This window comes from Nocardiopsis sp. NPDC101807 (genome assembly GCF_044766605.1).
GTDB classification, from domain to species: Bacteria; Actinomycetota; Actinomycetes; order Streptosporangiales; family Streptosporangiaceae; genus Nocardiopsis; species Nocardiopsis tropica.
The window spans coordinates 265,980-289,221 of the sequence record NZ_JBIWMK010000006.1 but is presented as its reverse complement, the minus strand read 5'-3'; the positions used below and the strand labels follow the sequence as shown (position 1 = coordinate 289,221).

Annotated in this window: 21 protein-coding genes; 4 read left to right on the top strand and 17 right to left on the bottom strand. The window is 74.3% G+C overall.

Annotated features, from left to right (window positions below; all coding sequences use genetic code 11):
• Nucleotides 1-28: 28 nt before the first annotated feature.
• The 3 genes from ACIRPH_RS20115 to ACIRPH_RS20105 form a co-directional block, all read right to left on the bottom strand.
• Nucleotides 29-1,183 carry an aromatic acid exporter family protein gene (locus ACIRPH_RS20115; RefSeq protein WP_402916466.1) on the bottom strand — a complete coding sequence of 385 codons (1,155 nt, stop codon included), beginning with the start codon at nucleotides 1,181-1,183 and terminating at the stop codon, nucleotides 29-31.
• Nucleotides 1,184-1,349: 166 nt separating this feature from the next.
• Nucleotides 1,350-2,093, bottom strand: coding sequence for a spermidine synthase (locus ACIRPH_RS20110; protein WP_402916464.1), 744 nt, complete (start codon nucleotides 2,091-2,093; stop codon nucleotides 1,350-1,352).
• 89 nt (nucleotides 2,094-2,182) lie between these two features.
• Nucleotides 2,183-2,779 carry an O-methyltransferase gene (locus ACIRPH_RS20105; RefSeq protein WP_402916462.1) on the bottom strand — a complete coding sequence of 199 codons (597 nt, stop codon included), beginning with the start codon at nucleotides 2,777-2,779 and terminating at the stop codon, nucleotides 2,183-2,185.
• A 303-nt stretch (nucleotides 2,780-3,082) separates the two neighbouring features.
• On the opposite strand from ACIRPH_RS20105, the gene ACIRPH_RS20100 reads away from it, so the two are divergent.
• Nucleotides 3,083-3,562, top strand: coding sequence for a hypothetical protein (locus ACIRPH_RS20100; RefSeq protein WP_402916907.1), 480 nt, complete (start codon nucleotides 3,083-3,085; stop codon nucleotides 3,560-3,562).
• Nucleotides 3,563-3,602: 40 nt separating this feature from the next.
• Here the strand turns inward: ACIRPH_RS20100 and ACIRPH_RS20095 are convergent, their stop codons facing one another.
• Together ACIRPH_RS20095 and ACIRPH_RS20090 are read right to left on the bottom strand one after the other, a co-directional pair.
• Nucleotides 3,603-4,136 carry a DUF1360 domain-containing protein gene (locus ACIRPH_RS20095; protein ID WP_402916460.1) on the bottom strand — a complete coding sequence of 178 codons (534 nt, stop codon included), beginning with the start codon at nucleotides 4,134-4,136 and terminating at the stop codon, nucleotides 3,603-3,605.
• Nucleotides 4,129-6,003 carry a glycoside hydrolase family 15 protein gene (locus ACIRPH_RS20090; RefSeq protein ID WP_402916458.1) on the bottom strand — a complete coding sequence of 625 codons (1,875 nt, stop codon included), beginning with the start codon at nucleotides 6,001-6,003 and terminating at the stop codon, nucleotides 4,129-4,131. The genes ACIRPH_RS20095 and ACIRPH_RS20090 overlap by 8 nt, the downstream gene beginning before the upstream one ends.
• Before the next feature lie 156 nt (nucleotides 6,004-6,159).
• On the opposite strand from ACIRPH_RS20090, the gene ACIRPH_RS20085 reads away from it, so the two are divergent.
• Together ACIRPH_RS20085 and ACIRPH_RS20080 are read left to right on the top strand one after the other, a co-directional pair.
• Nucleotides 6,160-7,176 carry an SDR family oxidoreductase gene (locus ACIRPH_RS20085; RefSeq protein WP_402916905.1) on the top strand — a complete coding sequence of 339 codons (1,017 nt, stop codon included), beginning with the start codon at nucleotides 6,160-6,162 and terminating at the stop codon, nucleotides 7,174-7,176.
• 98 nt (nucleotides 7,177-7,274) lie between these two features.
• Nucleotides 7,275-7,637, top strand: coding sequence for a DUF3140 domain-containing protein (locus ACIRPH_RS20080; protein WP_402916456.1), 363 nt, complete (start codon nucleotides 7,275-7,277; stop codon nucleotides 7,635-7,637).
• 70 nt (nucleotides 7,638-7,707) lie between these two features.
• Here ACIRPH_RS20080 and ACIRPH_RS20075 read toward each other — a convergent pair whose 3' ends face one another.
• The 11 genes from ACIRPH_RS20075 to ACIRPH_RS20025 form a co-directional block, all read right to left on the bottom strand.
• Entirely contained in the window at nucleotides 7,708-9,096 is a 1,389-nt protein-coding gene (locus ACIRPH_RS20075; RefSeq protein ID WP_402916454.1) for an MFS transporter, read from the bottom strand.
• A 438-nt stretch (nucleotides 9,097-9,534) separates the two neighbouring features.
• Entirely contained in the window at nucleotides 9,535-9,663 is a 129-nt protein-coding gene (locus tag ACIRPH_RS20070; protein ID WP_402916453.1) for a hypothetical protein, read from the bottom strand.
• 14 nt (nucleotides 9,664-9,677) lie between these two features.
• Nucleotides 9,678-10,820 (bottom strand): methyltransferase domain-containing protein, encoded by a 1,143-nt coding sequence (locus ACIRPH_RS20065; RefSeq protein ID WP_402916451.1) that lies wholly within the window; start codon nucleotides 10,818-10,820, stop codon nucleotides 9,678-9,680.
• Nucleotides 10,821-10,958: 138 nt separating this feature from the next.
• On the bottom strand, nucleotides 10,959-11,798 hold the full coding sequence (locus ACIRPH_RS20060; protein ID WP_402916449.1) for a helix-turn-helix domain-containing protein: 840 nt from the start codon (nucleotides 11,796-11,798) through the stop codon (nucleotides 10,959-10,961).
• Entirely contained in the window at nucleotides 11,798-12,343 is a 546-nt protein-coding gene (locus ACIRPH_RS20055) for a DUF6879 family protein (protein WP_402916447.1), read from the bottom strand. The genes ACIRPH_RS20060 and ACIRPH_RS20055 overlap by 1 nt, the downstream gene beginning before the upstream one ends.
• Nucleotides 12,327-12,527, bottom strand: coding sequence for a hypothetical protein (locus ACIRPH_RS20050; RefSeq protein WP_402916445.1), 201 nt, complete (start codon nucleotides 12,525-12,527; stop codon nucleotides 12,327-12,329). Before ACIRPH_RS20050 ends, ACIRPH_RS20055 begins: the two co-directional genes overlap by 17 nt.
• 168 nt (nucleotides 12,528-12,695) lie before the next feature.
• Nucleotides 12,696-13,859, bottom strand: coding sequence for a VWA domain-containing protein (locus tag ACIRPH_RS20045; RefSeq protein ID WP_267947118.1), 1,164 nt, complete (start codon nucleotides 13,857-13,859; stop codon nucleotides 12,696-12,698).
• On the bottom strand, nucleotides 13,856-16,237 hold the full coding sequence (locus ACIRPH_RS20040) for a DUF5682 family protein (protein WP_402916442.1): 2,382 nt from the start codon (nucleotides 16,235-16,237) through the stop codon (nucleotides 13,856-13,858). Before ACIRPH_RS20040 ends, ACIRPH_RS20045 begins: the two co-directional genes overlap by 4 nt.
• Complete coding sequence (locus ACIRPH_RS20035) at nucleotides 16,237-17,346, bottom strand: AAA family ATPase (protein WP_402916440.1); 1,110 nt, start codon at nucleotides 17,344-17,346, stop codon at nucleotides 16,237-16,239. The genes ACIRPH_RS20040 and ACIRPH_RS20035 overlap by 1 nt, the downstream gene beginning before the upstream one ends.
• Complete coding sequence (locus tag ACIRPH_RS20030) at nucleotides 17,347-18,864, bottom strand: DUF5691 domain-containing protein (protein ID WP_402916438.1); 1,518 nt, start codon at nucleotides 18,862-18,864, stop codon at nucleotides 17,347-17,349.
• On the bottom strand, nucleotides 18,861-20,126 hold the full coding sequence (locus ACIRPH_RS20025; RefSeq protein ID WP_402916903.1) for an SWIM zinc finger family protein: 1,266 nt from the start codon (nucleotides 20,124-20,126) through the stop codon (nucleotides 18,861-18,863). Before ACIRPH_RS20025 ends, ACIRPH_RS20030 begins: the two co-directional genes overlap by 4 nt.
• A gap of 554 nt (nucleotides 20,127-20,680) precedes the next feature.
• On the opposite strand from ACIRPH_RS20025, the gene ACIRPH_RS20020 reads away from it, so the two are divergent.
• Nucleotides 20,681-22,099, top strand: coding sequence for a cytochrome P450 (locus tag ACIRPH_RS20020; protein ID WP_402916436.1), 1,419 nt, complete (start codon nucleotides 20,681-20,683; stop codon nucleotides 22,097-22,099).
• Nucleotides 22,100-22,241: 142 nt separating this feature from the next.
• Here the strand turns inward: ACIRPH_RS20020 and ACIRPH_RS20015 are convergent, their stop codons facing one another.
• Nucleotides 22,242-23,222, bottom strand: a complete 981-nt coding sequence (locus ACIRPH_RS20015; RefSeq protein ID WP_402916434.1) for a TIGR03557 family F420-dependent LLM class oxidoreductase — start codon at nucleotides 23,220-23,222, stop codon at nucleotides 22,242-22,244.
• Between the last annotated feature and the right edge of the window lie 20 nt (nucleotides 23,223-23,242).

Here is a 23,242-nt window from a genome sequence, read left to right as displayed (position 1 = left end):
CCGTGACCGCCCGTGTACGCCCGATTCCTCACCCGCGGTCGCGCGCACTGTTCTCGTGCCCCTCCTGGAGCTCCTCGAACAGGCGGTCCACGTCGGTGAGCAGTGCGCTGTACACGGGTCGGCGGTCCCGGTCCGCGCTGATCCGCTCCCGCGTCCGCTCCACCCCGCGCTCCCCCTCCTCCAGGCAGGCGCGCAGGTCGGCGGAGACGGAGGAGCGCTCCGGCTCCTCGGCGTCGCGGACCGTCCGGAACGCGTCGGCCGCGCCGGCCAGGAGTCGCGCGAACTCGCGCAGGAAGGCGTCCTCCGGCGCGGGGAACCTCCCGCCGGGGTCGGTCGCATACCTCAGGGTGCGCACGACCGACTGGAGGTGGCGCGAGGACCGGCCCAGGGCGGAGATCCAGGCCCGGTACGCGTCCGGGTCGCCCTGGGGCCCGCGACCGCCCAGGGCCCTGCGCGGGTTGAGGCGCGCCCGCTCCTCCTGCTTGGCGACCGCGGCCCGCGCGTTGCGCGCGGTGTCGTCGAACCCGTCCGCGACGCGCGCCCAGTGGTCGAGGTCGGCCAGGCCGTCGTTCCCCCGCCCGAGCCCCTCGGCCATCTCGTGCGACAGCTGGCACAGCCCGTCGGCGAAGTCGAGAACCGCGTTCTCGGCGTCGCGGAAGCGGATGGCGGGGGCGAGGACCGTGTTCGTCACCACGGCCGCGCCCGCGCCCACCATGACCATGGCCAGGAGCGAGCCGAGGTCGCCCGGACTGGCAGCCGTGCCCCCGGCCAGGGCGAACGCCGCGACGACGGGGATCTGGGAGCCCTGCGAGCCGAAGACGGCGGCCTGGCCCAGGACGAGGGCGAACAGGACGAGGAGCGCGAAGATCCACAGCTCGGGTCCGACGGTGAGGCCGCCCACGCCCGCGATCAGCGCGCCCGCCACGACCGCGGCCACGTAGCGGCCGGACTGGAGCACCGATCCGTAGACGCTGGGGCGCACGACCAGGAGGGCGGAGAACGGCGCGAACCCGATCTGCTGCGTGTCCATCAGCAGGGTGCCCACCCCCAGGGCGAGGGTCGCGGCCACGGCGCACTTGAGGATGAGGACGGCGGTCTCCCGCTCGTGCCCCCGCCGCTCGACGACCCTGCGCGCCCACCGGCGCCAACGCTCTCCGATTCCCGACCGACGCCGCTGCGCCACCCCGTCCCCTCCTGTCCTCGTCCACCGCCGGGGAGGGCCCGGTCCCGTGCTCGCGGCCCCGCCGCCCCCCGCGGAACCGTCCCGCCGTGGGCCGTCCCCCGCTCTCTCCGTCGCTTCCCCCTCCGGCGCTTCTGACACGTCGCGCGCCCCGCGACCCGCCCCCGGCTCAGGCCCCGGGGGCGGTCCCCAGGTAGACGGTGTTCGACGCGGGCGCCTCCCGGTAGGGGCTGGCGAAGGTCACCACCTCGCTGCGCACGCCGCCGAAGGCCAGCCTCAGGACGTCCTCGTAGTCGGCGTCCGGCGGGTCGTCGGACCAGAGCGCGAACACCCCGCCGGGGTGCAGGCGCCCGGCGAGGCGGCGCACCCCCTCCGGCTCGTAGAAGGGTGCGTGGGACGGGTGGAGCAGGTGCCGGGGCGAGTGGTCGATGTCGACCACGACCGCGTGGAAGCGGCGGCCCGGGGACTCCGGGTCCAGCCCCTCCGCTCCCAGGGCCCGTGAGAAGAAGTCGCCGCGCACCAGCCGGCAGCGGGGGTCGGCGGAGAGCACGGCCCCCGCCGGGACGAGCCCCTCCCGGTGCCAGTCGACCACCTCGCCCAGCGCCTCCACCACCAGGAGCGAGCGCACACCGGGGTCGTCGAGCACGGTGAGGGCGGTGTGGCCGAGCCCGAGCCCGCCCACGACCACGTCGTACCCGTCCGGCGGCTCCGCGCCGGGGCCCGCGCGCAGTTCGGCCAGGGCGAGGCGGGCCACCTCCACCTCCGCGGCGGTGAAGGCGCTGGACATCAGGAAGTCGTCGTCGAGCTTGATCTCGTAGACGTCGTCGCCCACGAGGGGGTCCCAGCGGCGGCGCAGGCTGATCACCCCCATCGGGGTGGGCCGGTGGTCGAGTTCCCGGAAACGTGGGCTCAAGGTCGGTGCTCCAGACCGGAGAGGGCGGGTGTCCCGCCCACCGTAGGGGGCGCCGCCCGCCCGGGGGCCGGTTCCGCGCCGGACACGCCTCAGCGGCGGACCATCACGAGCACCCCGCAGGACCAGCCGAGCAGCGGGATCCGCTCCCAGCCCGAACGCGACTCCAGATCGCCGATCAGCCCCTCGACCTCCAGCCGGTGGCCCTCGGAGCCCGTGCCCTCCGCGTGCCGGGCGAGGTCGCCGACGACGTAGAAGCCGCCCCGGTCCACGAGCGACAGCGCCTCGTCCAGGTGGGTGAACTTGCCCGGCCACGTGTCCGCGAACACCAGGTCGTAGCCGGGGCCGGTGTCGTCCGCCCGGCCGGTCAGCCACTCGCCGCCGTCGGCCTCGTAGACCGTCACGCGCGGGTCCACGGTGTGGTGGCGGCGGGCCACGCCGAGGCACTCGGGGTCGTTGTCGACGGTCTCCAGGACGGACTCCCGGTCCATCCCGGCGAGCAGCCACGCGGTGCCCGCCCCGGTGCCGGTGCCCAGTTCGAGCACCCGCCCTCCGGGCTTGGACGCCGCCAGGGCCCGGAGGAGGCGGCCCACACCCTCCTCGCAGGACATGGTGAAGCCGATGGCCTCGGTGTCGGCCTCGATCGCGGCCAGGGACGCGGGACGCCGGTCCGGCGCTGTGGTCGCCATGTGGCGGGGCTCCTCGCTGCTCGCCTTGCCCGTCGGGTCGAGGCTACGGCGGCCGGTGGGGCCGGTCCAGCACCCCGGACGGGACGCACGGCGCGCGTCGGCCCCGGCGCACCGCTCCGGGCGGCCCCGCCGACCCGGACGGCGCGACGGATTCGCGTCCCGACGTGTGGACGGCCCGTGGAACGGCTAGGGGGTGGGAACCGGAAGGCACCGAGGAACTGGGAGGCAGCGATGGTCGAAGAATCCGGTGCTCCTCCCCGCCGCCCCTGGATCCGGGGGTCTCTGCGGGGGGTCGTGGGAGCGATGGCGATGAGCGGGATGCGGCAGGTGGCGGTCGGTGTGGGGGCCATCGAGAGGACGCCGCCCGACGCCGTCCTCAAGGAGGGCGTGCCCCTCCTGCTGGAGAGCGTGCCCGAGCACCGCAGGTCGGCCGCCGTGGAACTGGCCCACTGGGGGTACGGCGCGACGGCGGGGGCCGCGTTCGCCCTCCTGCCCGCCCGGCTGCGCCGTTCGCGGCTGACCGGGCCGGTGTACGGCGTCGCTGTGTGGGGCCTGTTCGAGGTGGCCGTCGCTCCGGTGCTGGGCCTGGCCCACGCGCGCAGGTCCAGGCCGCGCGAGCGGTGGGCGCTGCTGATCGACCACGTCGTCTTCGGGTTCGTCGTCGGCGCTCCCCCCGAGGCGGGCATCGCCGGCTCCGACGGCCCGGACGGGGACGGGGGGACGGACGGGGACGGCTCCGGCGCCGGGGGGACCGGGCCGGAGGACCGCCGCCGCGGCGCCTGACCAGGCGCGCCGGGCCCGGTCGGGAGAGGCGGCCGGGCCCCTACCCCTGCGCCTTCTGCAGGCGCACATAGGCGAGTTGCAGCCAGTCGGACACCGCCACGGCGCTGAACACCGCCCCCGCGCTCCGCGTGAGGGAGGGGGCGAACACCAGCCCGAAGGCGTAGCCGGTGGCCACCCACTGGGCCAGGCAGAAGGGGCAGGTGACCAGCTCGCCGACCGCCTTGCGCCCGCCCTCGCCGCGCACCTCCTCGTCGAGCTCGGCCGGCGCGGAGGCCCCGCGGAAGCGCGTGAAGAACGACCGCAGCGGGCTGGTCACCGGGTCCTTGGCCAGCAGCCGCGACAGCTTGTGGGTGGTGAGCCCCATCAGCGCCAGGTCCCAGGGCCCCACCGAGGCGGCGGCCCCGCTCCGGCGGGAGCGGCTCGCGACGAGCGCCCCCGCCGCCACCAGGGCCGCGTAGCCGGACGCCACCGCGGCGTAGCCGACGAGCGGCTGGTCGCTGCCCCCGCGGTAGGCCTCCGCCTCCTGCCGGACCGTCTCCTTGACGCTCTCCGCGCCGGAGGTGTCGTCAGTCATCGTCCCCGTTCCTCCTTCGTCTCGTTCCGCCTCCGTTGCCGGACCTGTTGCGGGCCCAGTCGTGCAACGCCTCCCTGTCGGCCGCCCCGTCGACGTTGACGGCGGCCTCGATCAGCGCGAGGTGCGTGAAGGCCTGGGGGAAGTTGCCCAGCTGGGTGCCGTCGGCGGTCATCTCCTCGGCCAGGAGCCCCAGTTCGCCCCCGCTCCCGCACAGCCGCTCGAACCTCTCCCTCGCCTCGTCGGTCCGCCCGGCGAGGACGAGCGCGGACACCATGTCGAACGAGCAGAGGAGGAAGGCGCCCTCCGGGGCGCCGATCCCGTCGCCGGTCTCCCCGGGGTCGTACCTGCGGATCAGGCCGCCGCCCTCGCCCAGTTCGGCCTCCACGCGCTCCAGGGTGCGGAGCACACGCGGGTCGGTGCCGTCGAGGAAGCCCAGGAGCGGGATCCGCAGCAGCGAGCCGTCCACGTTGGCCGCGCCGTAGGACTGGACGAAGGAGCCGGTGGACGGGTCGTAGCCGTGGTCGAGGACGTCCCGGTGGATCGCGCGGGCCTCCTCGCGCCATGCGTCCAGCGGCACCTCGTCCTCCCCGCCGGTCAACTCCGCGAGCTGGACCGCCCGGTCGAGGCACACCCAGGCGTAGACCTTGGAGCTGGTCCAGTGCCGGGGGTCCGACCGGACCTCCCACATGCCCTCGTCCGGCTCCCGCCACAGCTCGCGCGCCGACTCGACCACGGTGGCGAGCCGGGCCAGCTCGTCCGGCGGCAGGCCCCCGGTGGCGTCCTCGTAGGAGAGGGCCGCGTCGAGGATGTGCCCGTACACGTCCAGCTGGTGCTGCGAGTACGCCGCGTTGCCGGTCCGGACCGGCCGCGCTCCGCCGTACCCGGACAGGTGGTCCAGGACCTCCTCCTCGGGGGGCGGGTCCTCGTCGACCGTCTCCACGGGCGGGAGCCAGCCCTTCGGGCGACCGCACACGCGCAGCAGGAAGCTCAGGTAGTTCCCCGCCTCGGCCTCGTGCCCGAGGCGGAGGAAGGCCAGCACCACGAGGGCCGCGTCGCGGTGCCACACGTAGCGGTAGTCCCAGTTCCTGGTCCCTCCCGGCCACTCGGGCAGGGAGGTGGTGGGCGCGGCGATCAGGGCTCCGCTCTCCTCGTGGAGCAGCCCGCGCAGGGTGAGCGCGCTGCGGCGCACGTGGGCGGCCCCCGCGCCGTCGTAGTCGGTCCGCGCCGACCACGCCCGCCACGCGTCCACCGTCCCCCGAAGCAGGGAGCGCCCCTCGCCCAGGTCGACGCGGCGCTCGCCGCGGAGGTAGTCCAGCGCGAGGACCGCGGTGTCCCCCTCGGAGAGCTCCACCAGGAACTCGGGGTCCCCCTCCTCGGTGAGGCCGGGGCCGGGGGCGCCCGACAGCAGCGGGCCCGACGCCTCCCTCAGGCCCCCGCCGGCGCTCTCCCACCGCGGCTCCGATCGTCCGAAGTCGGGACGGGCGCGCAGCCGGGAGCGCACGGAGGTGGTGCCCGACCGGCACTCGACGAGCCTCACGAGGACGCCCTCGCGGTACAGGCCCTCCTCCCCCTCGGGGGTCCGGACCGCGAGCAGGTCGCGGACCGCGACCTCCACCCCGTCGCCCCGCCACAGGGTCTCCAGGACGAGCGTCTCGTCCACGTAGGCGCGGTCCGCCGGACGCGCCCCCTGGACCTCCAGGGTCCACTCCCCGCCGCGGTCCGGGTCGAGGATCCCGGACAGGAACGCGGGCCCGTCGAACCTCGGCGCGCACAGCCACGTGACCGTGCCTTCCGGTGTGGTGAGCGCCGCGGTGTGGCAGTCCGAGAGGAAGCCGTGGTCCCCGATGCCCGTCGTCCCCTGCCCCATCGGCCCCTCCCCCGTGGTCCTCCCGTGAGCGCTTCCTCTCCGACTGCCCTGGGACGGACGGGACGAAACGACACTTCAGCGCCCTGGTGCGCACATAAGGAACCACTGCCCCGGGTAGCGCAGGGGGAAGGACCCGAGTGCGTGACGGAGGTCGGTATGGAGACCGGGAACGGGGGGCGCCGGGTGGCCGTCGTCAGCGGCGCCAGCGCGGGCGTCGGCCGGGCGACCGCGCGGGAGTTCGCCCGCCGCGGCTACGCGGTGGCCCTCCTCGCGCGCGGCGCGGAGGGGCTGGCCGCCGCCGAGCGGGAGGCGCGCGAGGCCGGGGTCCCCGCGCTGTCCGTCCGCACGGACGTCGCGGACGCCGCGGCGGTGCGCGAGGCGGCGGGCCGGATCGAGGCCGCGCTCGGCCCGGTGGACGTGTGGGTGAACGCGGCCTTCGCCTCGGTCATCGCCCCCTTCGGGGAGGTGGAGCCCGAGGAGTACCGCCGGGTCACCGACGTCTGCTACCACGGCTACGTCCACGGCACGCGGACCGCGCTGGAGCTGATGGCGCCCCGGAACCGGGGCGTGGTCGTGCAGGTCGGGTCGGCCCTGGCCTACCGGGGCATCCCCTTCCAGGCCGCGTACTGCGGGGCCAAGCACGCGGTGCGCGGGTTCACCGACTCCGTGCGCGCCGAACTGGTGGACGCCCGGTCGCGGATCAGGGTGACGGAGGTCCACCTGCCGGCGGTCAACACCCCGCAGTTCTCGTGGGTCCGCTCGCGGATGGGGGCGCGGACCAGGCCCGTGCCGCCGGTCTACCAGCCGGAGGTGGCGGCGCGCGCGATCGTGTGGGCCGCCGAGCACCCCCGGCGCCGCCGGTACTGGGTGGGCGCGTCGACCGTGGGCACCGTGCTGGCGCAGCGCCTCGCCCCGCGGGCGCTCGACCTCCAGCTGGGCCTCTCCGGCAGGGGAAGCCAGGTCCGGGACGAGCCCGCGCCCGAACGGGACAACCTGTTCGAGCCCGTGGACGACGTGCGGGACTTCGGCGCGCACGGGGAGTTCGACGACGAGGCGTACGCCGTCAGCCCCCTCGACGAGCTGAACCGCAGGCGGCGGCCCGCGGCCCTGGCCGGCGCGGCCGTGCTGGCGGCGGGGGCCGCGGTCTACGCGTCCCGCCGGCTCCGGCGGTGAGGGGCCCGACCGGTGCGGCGGCCGGGGCTCCGGAGCGGGGCGGGCCGGAGCCGGTGGACGGACCCGACAGGACATGTCCGAGAGCGAGGAGGACGAAGATGAGCGAGCACGATCCGGCCGTGGACGACGCGTGGGAGGACTTCCACTCGGCGGTGAACATGACCGGTGAGGAGCTGCGCGCGTGGCTGCTCACCAACGCCTCCGGCGAGGAGGGCTTCCGGCCGGAGCCCGGCCGCACGGTGTCCCGGCGGGGCGAGGCGGTCGTGAACCTGCTGTCCAAACGCCGTTCCGACGTGACGGGGGCCGACGTCGAGCTGATGCGCGAGGTGTCGGATCTCGTCCGGCGCGAACTGGCCGACCCGCACCGCGAGGATCCCGGGTGGCGGCGCCGCCTGATGTCGGTGGGGCACGACCCGCTCAGCCCCGACTCCGCGCGGCCCGACGAGGAGGACCTCGCGTAGCCGGGGCCGAGCCCGCCGGCGCGGGGCCGCCCGACGGGGAGCCCGTCCGGCGGCTCCGCGCCTCTGCCTCTCAGGAGAGGGGGGATTTCTCCGGTTCCTTCTCCCCGCGCCCGCCCAGGACGAGGACCCCCGCCGCCGCCAGGGCGGCGACCCCGGCCAGGGCGAGGGCCACGACGTGGAACGCGTCCGTGAACCCCTCGCCCTCCAGCCGGCCCCCGGTGAGCGCCGCGAGGACGGCTCCCGCGCAGGCGAGGGCGACCGTCTCCACGGTGATGCGGGTCGCGTTGAACACGCCGGAGGCGACCCCGGTCCGCTCGGCGTCCACGACCCCCATCGCCATGCCGTCGACGGTGCCGTTGGTGAGACCCACACCGACCCCGATCAGCAGGAACGGGAGCAGGAGCGTCCACGGCGTGGCGTCCGGACCGAGCACCAGCAGGCCCGCGGAGCCCGCCCCGCACAGGACCAGGGCGCCCGCCACGACCGCGGTGTGGGGCAGCCGGGAGGCCAGCTCCGCCCCCAGCGCGGGCAGGAACAGCGTCGGCCCCGTGAGCATCAGCAGCCACAGTCCGGCCTGCGCCGCGCCCAGACCCACCACCGCGATCAGGTACGAGGGCAGGTAGACGAGCAGGGGGACGAGCACCGCCATGAACGCGGCCGCCGCCAGGGCGTACGCGACGAACCTGCGGTTGCCGAGCAGCGCCACGTCGACCAGGGGCTCGGGGCTGCGCCGTTCGACCAGGACGAAGGCGGCCAGCAGCAGGGCGGACACCGCGAGCCCCGCCAGCACCGCCGGCAGGCCCCGTGCGGGGCCCTCGACCAGGGCGGCGACCAGGACCGCCAGCGCCGAGGTGAACAGGACCGCGCCCGGCCGGTCGACCGGCCTCCCGGTGCCGCGCGCGGCGGGCATCAGCGGGACCAGCGCCAGGGCGAGACCGGCGACCACCGCCGGGGCGGCGAACGCGGCCCGCCAGCCCAGGGTGTCGACCAGCAGCCCGGCGACGGCGGGACCGAAGGCGGTGCCCGCGCCCAGCACCGTGCCGAGGAGGCCGAAGGCCCGCGCACGCACGGGCCCCTCGAAGGTCGCTGCGAGCATCGCCCCGCCCCCGGCGACCGCCGCCGCGGCGCCGACGCCGCCGACCGCACGGAGCAGGTTCAGCACGGCGACGTCCCGCGCGAACAGGCACAGCAGGCCGGCCGCGCAGAAGAGGAGGACCCCCGCGGCGTAGACGCGCCGACGGCCGACCGCGTCGGCCACGGCCCCGGCGCACACGAGGAACGCGGCGAAGCACGCGTTGTAGGAGTTGACGACCCACTGGAGCGCGGTCGGGCCGCCGCCGAGCTCGGCGCCGACGGCGGGCAGCGCCACCGAGGCGCCGGTGATGGCCAGGGGGAACGTGAGGGTGGAGAGGAGCACGGCGAGGAGGACTGCTCCGCGGCGTGCGGGTGGTGTGGACAAGTCGGAGGCTCCGGGCGTTCAGGAACGGAGCCGGGGCAGCACGGAGGGCCGCACCGGCGTGGTCGCTGATGCGGCGGAGGACTCTGGGGTCGGCCGCCGCTAGGCGGCCACGTCAACCGATTCGGGCACGGGCCGGACACTAGCCGAGCCCTGCCGCGCGCCGCCACTGGTTTTCACGTCTCTCCAGCACGCCGGGAGGGACCGCCCTGTCCCTCCTCCGGTCACGTGGACGGTGGCGAGGAGCCGACTCAGTGGAGGCGGAGCCGTGTCCCGAGGCGTTCGGCGAACTCTCGGTCCCCCGCCTCGGCGAGGTCGTCCGAAAGCTCTTCCGGTGCTTGGGGAGGGCGGCGCTCCTCCCCCGCCGGTCGAACGACGATCGTGACCACCTCTCTCCGCAACTCGTCCAGCACATGGCCGAGGCCCCATCGGTCCGGCCCCCTACGGCTGCTTGCCGGTCCCGTTGCAGAGCGGGCACGGGATCCGGTCGACCTTCCCGTCCCGGGACTGCGTGATGGTCTTCCTCCCGTGGCAGGTGGAGCAGTTCACCTCTTTGCCGTGGTCACCCACGTGCGTCTCCTTCCTCACCGCACCAGGTTGCGCGGCTGGTCCAACCACACCTGCCGGCCTTCGACACCCACGGTGAGCCCGAACCGCTCCAGTTCCGGCTCACCGAGACCCACCCAGGCCAGGTAGGCCGTCTCCATCTCCGACCACAGGTCACGGGGCCCGTACTGGGTGACCTCGGCCGCTCCTCCGTTCTCGGAACGGATCGCCAGGGCGTACGCACCCGTCACCGGGTCGTGCAGCCCCACCCGGTCGTCCCCCTCGCCGATCCCGTCGACCACGACCCCGGGCAGCAGTGCGACCACCACCATTTCCAGCCCCGGACCCGCACTCGTCACCGCCATCGGGTCCAGTCGCGCCTCCGTCTCACGCGACTCCCCCTGAGGGGAGGGGTGTCCGGGACGCTGGGAGCGCGCCGTCATGAACGCCGTTCCACCGTGGAGCCGGCCGATCGCCCGGTCTCCCGTGGCCCTGAGCCTGAGCTTGTGGCCCCGGACCTGCACGGGTGACCACGGCGCGACGACCACTCCCCCGGGACGGGTCTGCTCCACCCAGGCGAACGGCACCTCGCGCACGGCGCACGTCACGTGCACGCGGTCGTAGGGAGCCCCCTCGGGGAACCCGGCGAGCCCGTCCCCCACCACCAGGTTCGGCCGGTACCCGGCGGCTTCGAGGTGGTCGGCCGCGACCTCGGAGACCTGCTCGTCCACCTCGACCGAAGTGACGCTGTCCGCCCCCAAGCGTTCGGAGAGGAGCGCGGCGGTCCATCCGGTCCCGGTGCCGACCTCCAGCACCCGGTCGCCCGGATAGGGATCGAGCAGAGCGAGGAACTCCCCGACCAGGCTGGGCGCGGTGCTCGAACTGCTCGGCTCACCGGTGCGCACCGTGTCCTCGGACAGTTCCACGGTCCCGTCCGCGATCTGGGTGAGCAGGGTCGTGTCCGCGTAGACGGCGGCCCGCCACCGGTCGGGGTCCTCTGTGCGGTCCACCCAGTACGACGGTTCGTCGCCCATGGGACCCGCCTGGACGGCGTCCGGGATGAAGAACTCCCGGGGCACGCTCCGGAACACCTCTTTCCAGGCCGCGGGTACGAGCACCGCCAGGTCCCCAGGACCGGGTTGGTCGGTCATGCGGGCTTCCTTCTCGGTCAGAGTCGTCATGCTCACGATGGTGCCCCCTCCGCTCATCGCAGTCGGAGGAACCAAGCAAGAGACTATTCCAAGAAACTAGACACAACAAGGAATAGTTCTGTGGCCGCGAAGCAAGGGACCCGAAGGAGGTCCCGGGAAGGAGAGGGGTCAGGTGTGCTCGCGCGTCAGTTCCGCGAGGAAGGCGCGCGCCTCGTCGCCGTAGATCGCAGCGTCCGCGAAGTACGCGAACATGCGCAGATGAAAATCGATGTCCCTGGCGTCCGTGAGCACGCGGTGCGTCGTGAAGTTCTCCACCGCGACCTCGCGCTCGTCTCGGATGTCGAAGCCGTTGTTCGGGAACTCGGGAACCTCGACCTTCCACGGAAGCAGGCCGAGGCGCACGTTCGACAGGGTGGAGAGGTTGGCGAGGCGGTCCATCTGGGCGGTCATGGTCGCGGTCCCGCCCATGCGCCAACGAAGCGCAGCCTCCGTGATGACGAAGTGGAAGCTCCTCTCGGGCTGGAACAGTGCCGACTGCCGGTCGAGCCTGGCAGCCACGGCCCGGGCGACGTCGACTCCGGCACAGGAGAGGGGGCGGCTGAATACGGCCCGGGCGTACTCGGCCGTCTGGAGCAGTCCCGGAACGGTGCTCGGCTCGAAGACCCGGAGGAGGGTCGTCGAGGACTCGACGCGTTTGATGCCCCGCTGCTCGTGCTCCAGTCCGCGCTTTCGCAGCATGCGCAACGAGCGGTAGCGGTCGTTCAGCTCCGCGACCCGCGTTTCGAGGGCGAGACGCTCCTCCCGGCCCGGTCGATACAGCCCGACCAGCTGCCGCACGTCGTCCGAGGAGGGGGTGGCTCTGCCCGTCTCGATCTTGGAGATCTTGGACTGGCTCCAGCCGAGGCGCGCCGCCGCCGTCACACCGGGCATGCCGGCATCCGTGCGGAGTCGGCGGAGGTCCTCCGCCAACTCCGCACGGATGCGTTCAAAGGATTCAGGTGTGGTCATCAGTCCCTGTGGTACTGCGGATGCGCACTCCAATACTCCCTGAAGGGTACGGCCTGGCCGACAGCCAGGTCGCGTTGGGCGCGGTAGTGCTCCAGATCGGGCTCCACCAGGAGTTCCTTGCCGAGGAATTCGCCGTCGTCCCGGTAGTCCATGCGGACCACATGGGTCTCGTCGAACAACCAGAAGTCCTCGTCGAGCAGCCCTTCGGGACGACCGTGTTCGGCGGTGTCGAGGATGAGGATCTCCTCGCCGGCCCGGGAGGTGAAGGTGTACCCCCACTCCATCTCGTAGCGGAGGTAGTCCGTCAGGGGGCCGTGGACGACATGGACCCGGTAGCGCCGGATGCCACGGCTCGTCTGATCCTTGACCTCCTGCATGTAGGGAGTGGTGACGCCCACCCTCGGGCAGGGGTCCCCCGCAAGATAGGACTCCAGCGTCGAGGCTTCGGACACCGGGTTGTAGACCGGCAGGGTCTCCAACCTGAAGACGCTCTTGGTCGTCCCGTCGAACAGCTCGTCGAAGCCCGCGTCAGTCAGAGACGGCACGAATCCCCCTCAACAACTCGGTGGGCACCTCGACCGCGGACTCGCCCTCAGGAAGGCCGATCTGCTTCAGGGCTTCGGGGTCGGAGAGTACGTAGCCCTGGACGACGAGGGTTCCGCGATCGGTTTCATAGACAGCCGGACAGTTCCTGTTCTCGCACCCGTCGGTGATCTTCCTGAGTTTCAAGGGGGTCTCCTCGCTCGAAGGGAGCCGACGCGGAGAGAGTATTCCCGAAAACAGGCGATGTAAAGGAATACTCCACTCTAGCGCGACTGCCTGTGACGACCGGATCACCGCTCCCACCCCGGACAGGTGACAGGCGGGCGGGGACCGCCACGGCCCCGCCCGCCCGGATCAGGCGTCCTGGTGCTTCTCTACCCAGGACGTGAGGGGTTGTCCCTGGATCGCGGCCGCCATCAGCTCCGGGAACACGTCCGGCGTGCAGGCGAACGCGGGGACTCCCATCTCCGCGAGCGCCGACGCGTTCTCGCGATCGTAGAACGGCGCGCCCTCGTCCGACAGGGCCAGGAGGACCACCACCTGGACCCCGGCGGCCTGCATGGCGGCCACCCTCTTCAGCATCTCTGCTCGGACACCGCCCTCGTACAGGTCGCTGATCAGCACGAAGATCGAGTCCGCGGGCTTGGTGATGAGCCCCTGGCAGTACGCGATCGCCTTGTTGATGTGCGTGCCGCCGCCGAGCTGCGTGCCGAAGAGCACCTCCACCGGGTCGGTGAGCTGTTCGGTCAGGTCGACCACGGCGGTGTCGAACACGACCAGGGAGGTGCGCAGGGTGCTCATGGAGGCCAGGACGGCGCCGAACACGCTCGCGTACACCACCGAGGAGGCCATCGACCCGCTCTGGTCGATCGCCAGGACGACGTCCTTCTGCACGCCCCGGCTGCGGCGCCCGTACCCCACCAGGGTCTCCGGCACGATCGTGTTGTGCTCGGGGAGGTAGTTGGCGAGGTTGCGGCGGATCGTGGCGTTCCAGTCGATGTCCGCCACCCGGCGCGGCCGGTGGGTGCGCGCCGACCGGTCGATCGCCCCCTGCACCACGGAGCGGGTCTTCTGCGCGACCCGGCGCTCCAGGTCGTCCACCACCCGGCGCACCACGGCGCGCGCGGACTCGCGCGCCTCGTCGGGCATGACCCGGTTGAGGGACAGCAGGGTGCCCACCAGGTGCACGTCGGGTTCGACGGCCTCCATCATCTCGGGCTCCAGGAGCAGCTGGTGCAGGCCCAGCCGGTCCATGGCGTCCTTCTGCATCACCTGGACGACGGAGGTCGGGAAGTACTCCCGGATGTCGCCGAGCCACCGGGCGACCCGGGGCGCCGACCCGCCGAGGCCGGCGCTGCGCCGGCCGTCCCCGGCCCCCCGGTCCGCGTCGCCCCGGTTGTACAGCGCCTCCAGCGCGCCGTCCATGCCCTGGTCCGCGGCGCTCAGGCCGCCCGCGCACTGCGCCTCGCGGCCGAGGACCAGCCGCCAGCGGCGCTCCCGCTCATCCGTGACGCTCACGTGTGGCTCCTTCCGGTGGTGAGGATGGCCAGGGCCGCGGCCAGGGCGGGGGCGGCACGTTCGACGTCCACGTCCGGGCGGACCGCCGCCGGGCCGGCGGCCGGGGCCGCCCTGCCGAGCCGGGCGGCGGCCGCCCCGATCTCCCGCCGCTCCGGACCCTGGAAGGACCCGAAGGTGCGCCTCAGCAGCGGCAGCACGACGGTGAAGCGCTCCTCGGGCAGGCCGAGCAGCCAGGTGTCGATCAGCCCCAGCAGGTGGTCGTCGTGCACCAGGATCAGGCCGCTGCCCCGGAGGAACCCCTCCAGCCACGCGGCGGCCGTCGCGGGCTCCTCGCCCGGGGACATGGCCAGCCCGAGGCGGCGGCGCAGCTCGTCGTCGTCCACAAGCCCGGCGTCCGACAGCATCCGGTTGACGCGGCCGGCGATCCGGCCGGGCAGGGTGTCCCGCCGCGCGAGGGCGACGAGGGTCGCCGTCCACGCGGCGGCGCCCTCCCCGCCCAGCAGGGTCGCCGCCGTGTGCGTCTCGTCGATCCGCCCGACGAACCGCTCCGCCGCGTCGTCGTCCAGGCCGTGCACGGCGGGGGCCAGCCCGACGCAGACGCGGCGCAGGATCTGCTCGGCGACGGCGCGCAGGTGCGCGCTCTCGGTCCCGCGCACGTCGCCGTAGCGGGCCGACCGGGCGAGCGGGGGCAGCGCGCCCATCAGGTGGGTGACGTCGCTGTCGGTGGCCGCCCGGTCGGTGAGCAGGGCCAGGACCCGGGGCAGGGCCTCGCCCAGCTCCGCGAACAGGCACTGCTCGGTGAGCGAGGTCAGCTCCGGCAGCGTCGCCTCCCCGGCGAGGTCGACCGCCCTGGCGGCGGCGGCCGAGGCCACGGTGGTCCCCCACCGGCTGGCCTCGATCAGCGCCACGTCCATCTCCGGTTCCCAGCGCAGCCGCCACGACTCCCGGAAGGTCCCCTTGTGCCCGCCGTCGGGCGTGCGCGGAACGCCCCACCCCACGCCGAGCATCCGCAGCCGGTGCAGCAGCACGCCGCGCCGGCGCTCGTTGTCCTTGCGCAGGTCGAGGTCGAGGTCGCGGTCGAAGGGCTCCGGTTTGAGCCGCAGCCGCTTCTGGGCGGCGACCAGGTCCCGCTGGAGCGGGACCATGGGCGTGGACGGGGGCACCGCGCCCATCCGCTCGCCGATCGCCATCCGCCGGTGGACGAGGGCGGCCCGGGTGGGCTCGCCCTCGCACAGGACGGCGGTGAGCGCCTCGGACACCTCGTCGAGCCCGGCGAGGGGTCGGCCCCGCAGCACGGCGAGGCTCTCCGCGAGCCGCACGCCCTCGATGACGTGCGAGGACGACACGCCCTGACCCTCGTCGCGCAGCATGCGGGCGGCGTCGGTGAGCCAGCGGTGCACCGGCCGGTCCTCGACGGTGAACAGGTGGTGGTACCAGCCGGGGGCGGACACGCCCGCGCCGTAGCCGCTGTCCGAGGCCAGGCGGCCGTGGGTCCACGGCACCCAGGTCGCGGTGACCTTGGCCTTGGGCAGGCCCTTGAGCAGGGCGGCGTCGTCCTTGACCGAGTGGTCGGCCAGGTCGCGCAGGGCGGGGGCGTGCCAGGCGCCGCAGACCACGGCGACGCGCTCGTGGCCCTGTTTGAGGGTGGCGCGCAGGGTCTGGCGCATGTACGCCTCACGGCGGGCATTGCGGGGTTCCTCGGGGCCCGACTCCGCGCGGACGGCGGCCATGGCGTCGGCGATCGCGGGGAACGGGGAGGGCTCCCCGTCGCCGCGCTGCTCGACGACGTCGTCCCACCAGCGTTCGGCGTCGTCGTAGCCCGCCGCCTCGGCGAGGACGCCGAGCGGGTCCAGGCGGACCCGCTCGGGCTCGCCGACGGCCTCCTCGACCCCGGCGCCGTCGGCGGCCCCACCCGGCTCACCGGCGTCGGCCCCCGGGTCCTCCCCGGCGCCGTGCTCCTCCGCCATCCGCTCGGCGAGGGTGTGCGCGGCGGGCAGGTCGCAGAAGCGCACCGGGACGTCGTTGGCCACCGCGTAGCGCAGGGCCTCCCACTCGGGGGAGAAGCTCGCGAACGGCCAGAACGCCCATCCTTCCCCCGACCGGCGGCCCCCGACCGCGTCCTTCCCCTCCCCGTCGCCCCCGGCCGGGGCCTTCCTGCCGCCCGCGGGTGCGTCGGCCACGTAGGCCAGCAGCGCCACCGGCGGCTCCAGCTCACCGACGAGGGCGGTGAGCGCGTCCGCCTCCGGAGGCCCCTCGATCAGCACGGCGTCCGGCTTGATCTCCTCCAGGGCCGCCCGGACGGCCCGGGCCGAACCCGGGCCGTGGTGCCGCACGCCGAGGACGTGCAGCCCGCTCGTGTCCAGTCGGGGTCGGCCCATCAGGCGCCCACCTCACGGCACGCGCGGTAGAACTCGCCCCAGCCGTCGCGGCCGCGCGCGACGGTCTCCAGGTACTCGCGCCACACCACACCGTCGGACACGCGGTCCTGGACGACGGCGCCCTGGATGCCCGCGGCGACGTCGGCGGCGCGCAGCCGCCCGTCGCCGAAGTGCGCGGCCAGGGCGATGCCGTTGGTGATCACCGAGATGGCCTCGGCCGTGCTCAGGGTGCCGCTGGGCGACTTGACCTTGGTGCCGTTGTCCTCGGTGACCCCGGAGCGCAGTTCGCGGAAGACCGTGACGACCCGCTGGATCTCGGTGAGGCTGGTGGGGACCTCGGGCAGCTCCAGCGAGCGTCCCAGCTGCTCCACGCGCTGGGTCACGATGCGGATCTCGTCCTCCGCGCTGTCCGGGACGGGCAGCACCACCGTGTTGAACCGGCGGCGCAGCGCGCTCGACAGGTCGTTGACGCCGCGGTCGCGGTCGTTGGCGGTGGCGATGATGTTGAACCCGCGCCGGGCCTGCACCTCGATGCCGAGTTCGGCGACCGGCAGGGCCTTCTCGGACAGCACGGTGATGAGGCCGTCCTGGACGTCGGAGGGCATGCGGGTGAGCTCCTCGATGCGCCCGATGGAGCCGCGCGCCATCGCGGTCATCACGGGACTGGGCACGAGGGCGGCCTCGGAGGGCCCCTCCGCGAGGAGCCGCGCGTAGTTCCAGCCGTAGCGGACGGCCTCCTCGGAGGTCCCGGCGGTGCCCTGGACCAGGAGGGTGGAGTCGCCGGAGACGGCGGCGGCCAGGTGCTCGGAGAGCCACGTCTTGGCGGTTCCGGGGACGCCGAGGAGGAGCAGCGCGCGGTCGGTGGCCAGGGTGGCGACGGCGACCTCGACGACCCGGCGGGCGCCGATGTACTTGGGGGTGATCTCGGTGCCGTCGTCGAGGGTGGCGCCCAGCAGGTACTGGGTGACAGCCCACGGGGACAGGCTCCAGCCCGGGGGGCGACGGCGGTCGTCGGCCTTGGCCAGCGCCTCCAGTTCGGCGGCGTAGGTCTGCTCGGCGTGCGGGCGGATGGCCTGGGCCGCGTCGGTGCTGATGGCGGAGGTGGTCAACTAGAGCTCCTTGTGCATGTCGAGTCGGAATCGGAGGGTGTCCCGAAGCCGGAGGTAGGCGTCCGCGGTGTCGTCGAACGGGGGTTCGGCGCGCAGGTCGGCGAGGTGTTCGGGGGGCATGTGCTCGGCCGCGGCCTCGCAGACCTCCCGGTAGCCGAAGGAGTCGCGTCCGCGCCCGGGCTGGTGCAGGCGCCGGACGGTGTGCTCGGACAGGGCCGCGGTCCAGGGGCCGCGGGTGGCGCGCAGCACCTCGCCCCAGCGTTCCAGCCCCGCCCCGGCGCCGAGGACGCCCTGCACGTGCGCGCAGCGCTCCTCGACCGGCAGCAGGTCCAGGAGCTTCTCCAGCTGGAACGCTCTGCGGGCGTGGGCGTCGGGGCGGCGGGCGACGCGGGGGCCCACCGCGTCCAGGACGGTCCGCGCCCACGCGGTGTCCTCCTGGACGACGACCGCGTTGACGAAGGCGTCGCGCAGGTCGGCGTCGCCGGAGTCGGCGGCGGCGTCCAGGACACCGGCGGGGCCGGTGCCGAGCAGGTCGGGCCACACGTCCAGCGGGGCGTGGGTGACGAGCGCCCACAGGCGTTCGGACCGCTCGTTCTTGCTCTCGGGCTGTTTCCGGGGCGCCGCGAGCGCGAGGTCGCGGTGGATGTCGTCGCGCCGGGTGCGGACGGTCTCCACCCGCAGCCCCCCGTCCGCCGACGCGTACTCGCGGACGTGGCCGCGCAGGCGGTGCGCGTGGGCGCTGTCGGGCAGCCGGGTGAGGAGTGACAGGGCGAGGCCGCGCACGTTGGCGCCCCGGTCGTCCAGGGCGTGTTCGAGGAACTCCTCGTCGGCGGGGCCCAGCCCGGTCGCAAGTGCCTCCAGGAGCCGGCGGCGGAGTTCGGCCTTGGCCAGGTCGGGCCAGACGCCCCGGAGGAGTTCGCGGGCCGCGCCGGGGTCGGTGGCCCGCAGGGCGGTGAGGGCGCGCCGCCTCCGGGCGGGGCTCCCCTGCTCCCACTCGTCACGGTCGAACCGGTCGCCCGGGAGGGACTCGCCCAGCATGTACTCCCAACCGGGGTTGAACCGGGCCAGCCAGTGGCCGCGTCCGCCGACGGCCGCCGCGAGCGCGGGGCGCAGCCGACTGTCGCGCGCCCCCTGGTCGAGGAGGGCGGGGACGCTGGAGTGGGCGGCCCGCGTCCCGCGGGCTGCTGCGAGTCCGAGCCACTCGGGCAGGAGGGGGAGGCGTCCGGCGAGGATCCCCTCCAGCCGGCGGGTGGCGGCCTGGCCCGCCTCGGGGCGGTCGTCGGTGTCGTCGGGCGCGACGGGGGCCGCCTCGACGGGGGTGTGCCCGGCGGCGCGGCGGACGGCGGCCAGGGCGGCCCTGTCCAGGAGGGTCTCGGCGCCCTCGGCGGCGGGGGTGGCGGGCAGGTCGGGGGTGTCGGGCACGGCCCGGCGGGAGGTGCCCACGAGGGCCGCCGAGACCAGGCGGTCCCAGGAGTCGACGGGGGCCAGGGGGTCGAGGGGGTCGGTCGTGCCGGTCACAGGGAGACCGCCTTTCCGTTCCGGTCCCACACGGTGAGGGGTGTGAGCCCGTGGGAGGGCGACCACTCGGCGGCCACGGTGGCCGGATGGCCGCCGGTGACCGCGAGGAGGCGCCAGGGTTCGGGGGAGGCCAGGGGGAGGGCGGCGCCGGTCGGGTCGGCGAGGTGCCACCGGTCGCCGCCCGCGGTCGGGAGGGCGGGGGCGACCCGGTCGAGCACGACCGGCCAGGCGTCCTGCCAGGGGTCCTCGGCCAGGACCGCGGCGAAGGCGTCGAGGGCCTCGGCGACGGTGCCGCCCCCGGGCTCCGGCGCCGGGCCGGCGTCCCCGTCGCCCGGGGGGACGATGCGGTGGCCGTCGGGGTAGAACGCGAACTCGGCGGCGACCTCGGTGCCGACCCGGAAGGCGGTGGCGGGCGCCTCCCCTGCGCGGCCGAAGGTCAGGGAGAGGGCGGTGCGCCCGGTCTCGGCTCCCCGCAGCCACACCCGGCGGGCGCGCATGTCGTTCTCGGGGGTGGCGACGTCGCGCCATCCGAGGACCCGCCACGTGTCGCGGACGCGCTCGCCGCCCGCGAGGACGTCCTCGGCGCGGGTGGTGATCCCGATCCGGGCGCGGACCGCCCCCCGGGTGCGCTCCCCGAGGGCGTCCCCGGCCCGGTGGCCGACGACCAGCAGGTGGAGCAGGCCGAGCTGTTCGAGCACGCGCTCGGGCCAGTGGTCCCCCCTGGCGACGGAGGGCAGCTGGGAGACGAGGGTGGAGGCGCCGCGCGCCTTGGCGTCCGTGAGGCGCCTGGCCATGCGGTCCCAGTGGTCGTAGCCCCGCTTGGGCACCTCGGCCAGGCCCGCGTCGACCTGGTCGTACAGCCAGGTCCGGAGTTCCTCCAGTCCGGCGCCGACGGCCTCCTCCCGTTTCTGGAGGGTCTGCGCCGCCTTGGCGGGGTCGGCGGGCGCCGCGGGGGCCCCGTTCTCGGCGCGGGCCCGGCGGGCCGCGCGGCCGTTGAGCCAGGAGCCCACCCATTCGGGTCTCTCGGCCCGGACCGCCACGTCGTCCTGGGCCCACAGCGCGAGCAGGGCCAGGACGTGCTTGCAGGGGATCTTGCGGCTGGGACAGCTGCACTTGAAGGCGGGGCCGCCGTCACCGTCCAGGTGGACGGCGGCGAGGTAGGGCTTGGAACCGCTGCCCTTGCACTCGCCCCACACGGCGGAGGCGCCGCCGGAGGGGGCGGCGACCACTCCGCGCTCCGGCCAGGACCCGCCCTTGGCCACCTTGATCGCGGCCTTCCGGGAGGAGGGGTCCGGAGCCAGAGCCCATACGTCGTCGGTACTCCATCGATCGCTCACATGGAGAACACTACGGAACGACAGTGACAAATCGGGGTGTTCCGGCAGCCCCTCGCGCGACCTTTCCCGGGGGCGCCGGGCGGACGCCCGGAACTGTCCGGGCCCCGTGGCAGGGTGGGGCCGCGGACCGGCCCGACCACGGCCGCGAACCCCCCGTGTGCCACCGAAAACGCATTAACGGGATATAAAATACATTTGTTCTCTCTGGCCGTTTTATCCTGGTGCCGAAAGTCCTGATCCGCGCATTTTTCCGAGGGTGTTGAAAACAGATCTATTACCCTCCTAGAATGCCACGACCAGGATTGCAGCCCCCGGTCGCCACGCCTCCGGGGAATGCGGTCCCGGAACCCGGCCACGGCCCGCCCTTCCCGCCTGCGGCCGAGACCGTCCCCGCTCCCCCTCCCCCGACACCACAGAAACACGACGTCTCCTCGAAGGGAGGGAAGCGGCTCCCGTGACCCCCGGGTACCGCGACCCCGATGACGACCACCCGACCCGGCGACGAAACCGCCCCGCCCGGAGCCCCCGGCTCCATGCCCCCCCGGGGGTGCCCGGCCGATATCACCCGCCTGTACGGGACCACGCCCGACACCGGGCGCGACGCGCTCTGGGCCGCGCTGCGCGAACGGCACGGCCCCGTCGCGCCCGTCGAACTGGAGACCGGGGTACGGGCCTGGCTGCTCCTCGGCTACCACGAGAACCTCACCGTCCTCCAGAACCCGCACATGTTCTCCCGGGACACCCGCCGGTGGCGCGAGGTGGCCGAGGGCCGCGTCGACCTCGCCTCGGCCCGGCCCGCCCTGTCCTGGCGCCCCAACGTCCTCTACGCCGACGGGGCCGAGCACACACGGCTCCGCGGAGCCGTCGTGGAAGCCCTGGCCAGGGTGGACATGGCCGCCACCTCGCGCATGGTCCGCCAGCTCTGCGAGGAACTGATCGACGCCTTCGTGGCCGAGGGCAGAGCCGATCTCGTCGCCCAGTACGCCAACCCGCTGCCCGTACTGGTGATCAACCGGCTGTACGGGCTCTCCGACAGCTACGGGCACATGCTCGGCGACCTCACCGCCCTCATCTTCGACGAGGACGCCAAGCGGGGCGAGGACGCCATCGGCCGTGTCCACCAGTACTTCTCCGGGCTGGTCGACCGCAAGCGCGAGCACCCCGGACCGGACCTGGTGTCGTGGATCCTGGAGCACCCCTCGGGCCTGAGCGGGCACGAGGTCGCCCACCAGGCGGCCCTCATCAACAACGCCAGCCACCAGCCCACGACGCACCTCATCGGCAACACGCTGCGCACACTGCTCACGGAGGACCGCATCCGCGGGGCGTACGCCGACGCCCGGCTGCCGGTCCAGGAACTGCTGGACCACGTCATGTGGACGGACACGCCCTTCCAGATCCTCCCCGCCCGCTTCGCCCTCCAGGACATGCGCATCGGCAACGCCGAGGTCCGGGCGGGCGACGCCCTGCTGATCGGGTTCGACGCCGCCCACCGCGACCCGGCGGTGCGGCGGGGCGAGGACGACGGCACGGGGGTGGCGAGCGGCAGCCGCGCACACCTGATGTTCGGCGCGGGGGCGCACGCCTGTCCGGCGCGCGAGATGGCCAAGATGATCGCGGCGACGGCCGTCACCATCCTGCACGAGAGGCTGACGGGCATGCGCCTGGCGGTCGACCCGGAGGAGTTGCGCTGGACGCCCTCGCCGTTCCTGCGCGGACTGCGCGAGCTGCCCGTCGTCTTCGTCCCGGGCGAGCCCTCCGCCCCGGACCCGGCCGCCGGGGACGAGTCCGGGTCCCAGCACCGGGACGGCCGGCGTTCGTCCTCCGAGGAGGAGGACGGGCAGGAGGGGGACCTTCTCGACCGGCTCCTCCACTGGTGGCGGGGCCTGCGCGGGTAGGCGCGGCGCGCGCCGGGTCCCCCGTGCGCGGCCGGGCCCGCTCCGGGGACGGGGGCCGCCCCCCGGAGCGGGCCGACGCGGGACGGCGGCGGCCCCGGGGGGAGGTCTGCGCCCCGGGGCCGCCGGATCCCCGTGGCCCGGCTCACGCCACCGGGCCGGACCGACCGCCCATGTCCCGGATCGGCCCGGCCAGCTCCTCCTCGAAGAAGGTGAAGAACCCCTCCGTGTCCGGCCCAGCGTTGACCAGGCACAGGTGGTCGAAACCGGCCTCGGTGAACTGCCGCACGGCCTCCAGGTGGCGCTCCGGGTCCGGTCCGTAGCCGAACGCGTCGCGCATCGCCTCCCGGTCGATCAGGGCGGTGGCCGCCTCGAAGTTCACCGGGTTGGGCAGCTCGGCCTGCACCTTCCACCCCAGCAGGCCGAAGCGGAAGACCTCGCGCGCCGAGTCCAGCGCCTCGTCGTCGTCGGCGGCCCAGGCCAGGGGCACCTCGCCGTAGCGCGGGCCGACGCCGCCGCTCTCGCCGTACGCCCCGGTGAGCGCCTTGTCGGGCTCGGTGCAGAACAGCCCGTCGCCGAGTTCCGAGGCGAGCAGGGCGGCCTGCTCGCCCCCGGCCGCCACGATGATCGGCGGCGGCTCGTCGGGGAGGTCGAACACGCGGGCGTCCTCCAGGACCAGGTGCTTCCCCTCGTAGGAGTGGTAGCCGCCGGACCAGAGCAGGCGGATGATGTCGATCGCCTCGCGCAGCATCCGGTGGCGCGTGTTGGCGTTGGGCCAGCCCCGGCCGACGACGTGCTCGTTGAGGCGCTCCCCCGAGCCCAGCCCGAGGCTGAACCGCCCCTCGGACAGGAGGGCGGTGGTGGCGGCGGCCTGCGCGACGATCGCCGGGTGCACCCGCAGGATCGGACAGGTGACCCCGGTGGCCAGGCCGATGGTCTCGGTCCGCTCGGCGATGGCGGCCAGCATCGACCACACGAAACCCGAGTGGCCGTGGCTGTACAGCCACGGGTGGAAGTGGTCGCTGACCTCGACGAAGTCGAAACCGGCCCGTTCCGCGCGGACCGCCTGCTCCACGATCTCGCGGGGGCCGAAGCCCTCGGCGAACAGCTTGAAGCCCACCTTCATGGTCTTGTCGTCCCTCCCGT

What these genes read in the sequence shown, in the direction of transcription:
- ACIRPH_RS20040 (WP_402916442.1), bottom strand. Translation starts at nt 16,237, where the DNA reads ATGGGCCGACCCCGACTGGACACGAGCGGGCTGCACGTCCTCGGCGTG.
- ACIRPH_RS20095 (WP_402916460.1), bottom strand. Translation starts at nt 4,136, where the DNA reads ATGACTGACGACACCTCCGGCGCGGAGAGCGTCAAGGAGACGGTCCGG.
- ACIRPH_RS20065 (WP_402916451.1), bottom strand. Translation starts at nt 10,820, where the DNA reads ATGACGACTCTGACCGAGAAGGAAGCCCGCATGACCGACCAACCCGGT.
- ACIRPH_RS20100 (WP_402916907.1), top strand. Translation starts at nt 3,083, where the DNA reads ATGGCGATGAGCGGGATGCGGCAGGTGGCGGTCGGTGTGGGGGCCATC.
- ACIRPH_RS20080 (WP_402916456.1), top strand. Translation starts at nt 7,275, where the DNA reads ATGAGCGAGCACGATCCGGCCGTGGACGACGCGTGGGAGGACTTCCAC.
- ACIRPH_RS20090 (WP_402916458.1), bottom strand. Translation starts at nt 6,003, where the DNA reads ATGGGGCAGGGGACGACGGGCATCGGGGACCACGGCTTCCTCTCGGAC.
- ACIRPH_RS20085 (WP_402916905.1), top strand. Translation starts at nt 6,160, where the DNA reads ATGGAGACCGGGAACGGGGGGCGCCGGGTGGCCGTCGTCAGCGGCGCC.
- ACIRPH_RS20060 (WP_402916449.1), bottom strand. Translation starts at nt 11,798, where the DNA reads ATGACCACACCTGAATCCTTTGAACGCATCCGTGCGGAGTTGGCGGAG.
- ACIRPH_RS20105 (WP_402916462.1), bottom strand. Translation starts at nt 2,779, where the DNA reads ATGGCGACCACAGCGCCGGACCGGCGTCCCGCGTCCCTGGCCGCGATC.
- ACIRPH_RS20020 (WP_402916436.1), top strand. Translation starts at nt 20,681, where the DNA reads ATGACGACCACCCGACCCGGCGACGAAACCGCCCCGCCCGGAGCCCCC.
- ACIRPH_RS20015 (WP_402916434.1), bottom strand. Translation starts at nt 23,222, where the DNA reads ATGAAGGTGGGCTTCAAGCTGTTCGCCGAGGGCTTCGGCCCCCGCGAG.